Raw genomic sequence first — 2,705 nt, 5'->3', positions numbered from 1 at the left:
TATGTTAACATTTTCATATTTCAATGTCAACCAAGTTTTTTTATTTCTTTTGTCGCTTTCTGCGTTGTTGCTATCGGCGACTTGTTCTATATTACACCTCTATAAGCTAATCGTCAACACCTTTTTATAAAGATATTTAATTTAATATGTTCACACCATTTTATCCTGCTATTTGCGGACAGTAAGACTCCCACCTCAAAGTTCGGCTGAAGCAAGGAAGTTAGTAGTGAGCCTGACGATCATAAATTCCCGATTAGTAAAGGTTACATAAAAATCCACAAAGATTTTACTAAATAGCAATCATTGTCTACCTCTATCTACTAATCTCCCCTAACAAACCTCTCTATTTCAAGAGGATTATCCCCCGTACATTACTGGGTTCCACAAGAAATTCTTTTCTAGCAACTTCATTTACTCTCCTTATCTTAATTACAATATCTCTTTCTAACAGTACACTCACTCTCCTGAACCACTCATAATAGAATGAACCGAATATAGACTAGATTCAATTAATATTAAAAATTATGATGAGTAAAGGACCATTCGTAGATTATTTCATAAAACCAGTTGGAGATAGAATAATTGGTTCGTTTACAGATTTCACGATACCTTCATAGAAAAACACTTATTGTTTTGATACACGTCAACTATAGACAAGAAAAAGACGCTAAAACATATGAACATGCAGCTGTCATAGCACCGTAGCTCGCGAACCTATACGGTCTATAGTGAGAGTGGTGATGGCACACTACAATCTTGCACGTCAGCGATACCCAAAATGGACTTCGCCTTTGGTAGCAAGAATCACACTGATGTTAATCAGGTTGCCCCTTTAGCAGTGGGAGTGTCAATAAATCCAATATTAATAATTGAAATATACTTTACTGAAGAACCACTTCACTAAAGCACGTAAAGTTACAAGCTATACTAGAAATCCGAACCTAGTATGGCAGCTCTTCTTTAAACACATATGTCCAATAGAAAATAAGCGCCTCAATTGATCGAGTATGTCCATTACACCATTCAAGAACGAACGTTCTATTCTCTTGTTATCCACCACTACTTCCTTGCATTTAAGTAATCACACTATAATTTTTCACTTACACTTATCTTCTATATAAAAGCTACAAAATTATAAAATTTAAAGAGTTGTATCTTATATCTATAAGTTTTTCCGTTAGAAGAGCAAATAGCATCGCTAACAAAGCATATAGTTTCATTATTTCCAACCAAATTACAAATAGAGTATATAACTACCTACATTTATTCCCGATGAACCCATTCTTCCTCCAACTTATTTATATCAACGTGATAATAGAGACAAATATGCTGTTCAAATAGCAACCAGTGGCCAACTATACTTTAGTTATCTTATTTATAAGGCTACATCCAACTACTAGAGGAAACAAGTAGAACTTATAAAGAAGCTGAACACTATGTACAAGAGCAGTTCCAATATTACTACTCATAACTGATCTTCCCGCTCGAAAATTTTCTTGGGAATTTCGTGTAACAAACTATCCAAACTATAAAAAAGATTATAGAGTCTAAACATTAATCCACACATCTTTATCCAAAATGTTATATACGAAAGTAATACATAAGAGTTTCAAGAACTATATTTTGAAATTATCGCCGCTCTTCAAAAGCCAGATTCAGAAAAAAGAACACGCGCTATTATCTTTTTAACTCCACCACTTTCACCATATAACTACTTAAAACAAATGAAGTGAAACTTTAATCAGCAGGGGGATTGTTGATCCCCCACTGATTATTAGCCTTCACCAATCAGGCGTTTACGGGCAACAGGGCTCCCACCTAACTTCTTTGCTCCAGCTGAATTTTGAGATGGGAGTTTTACTGCCCGCAAATAGCGGGATAAATGAAACAAATAGCCTGTTACAATGAACTTTTTTCATGTACCACTATTCGGGTTCACTTCAATTTAACATGTGGTAGCTTCTTTGCTATTCACGAATTAAAGCCATTATCATACAGTATCATCTCATTTCTATAATTATTCAGTTAATTAGTTCAATTATATATCAATAGAGTGTAGGAGACTGATAAAATCATAGTTAAGAGCGTCTCATAAGACTTGTCTCAAAAATGAGGTGATATTTTGCGAAAAATCGGTTATATACGCGTCAGTTCAACTAGCCAGAATCCTTCAAGGCAATTTCAGCAACTGAACGAAATCGGAATGGATATTATTTTTGAAGAAAAGGTTTCCGGAGCAACAAAAGATCGTGAACAACTTCAAAAAATGTTAGAGGATATACAAGAAGGTGACATCATTTATGTTACGGACTTAACTCGGATTACTCGTAGTACACAAGATTTATTTGAATTAATCGATAACATACGGAGTAAAAAGGCAAATTTAAAATCCTTAAAAGATACATGGCTAGATTTATCAGAAGATAATCCCTACAGCCAATTCTTAATTACGGTTATGGTGGGTGTAAACCAATTAGAACGTGATCTTATCCGTATGCGGCAGCGTGAAGGAATTGAACTGGCTAAGAAAGAAGGAAAGTTTAAAGGTCGGTTAAAGAAGTACCATAAAAATCATGCAGGAATGAATTATGCAGTAAAGCTTTATAAAGAGGGAGATATGACTGTAAATCAAATTTGTGAAATTACAAATGTGTCTAGGGCCTCATTTATATAAATACGCTTACCTTTAAACAAATAAGCTTGTT

The 2,705-nt window shown here is 34.3% G+C and carries 1 protein-coding gene; it reads left to right on the top strand.

Going from position 1 to position 2,705, the window contains the following annotated elements:
- The first annotated feature begins 2,122 nt into the window (after positions 1-2,122).
- The gene (locus DN408_RS31010) at positions 2,123-2,674 is read left to right on the top strand and encodes a recombinase family protein (protein WP_002187500.1); all 552 of its coding nucleotides are present in this window, start codon (positions 2,123-2,125) and stop codon (positions 2,672-2,674) included.
- Positions 2,675-2,705: the final 31 nt, after the last annotated feature.

Origin of the sequence: Bacillus sp. AR13-1 (assembly GCF_008042285.1) — a bacterium.
GTDB lineage: Bacteria > Bacillota > Bacilli > Bacillales > Bacillaceae_G > Bacillus_A > Bacillus_A mycoides.
Note: the sequence above shows the minus strand (reverse complement) of the source record. Positions and strands in the feature narration are given on the sequence as shown.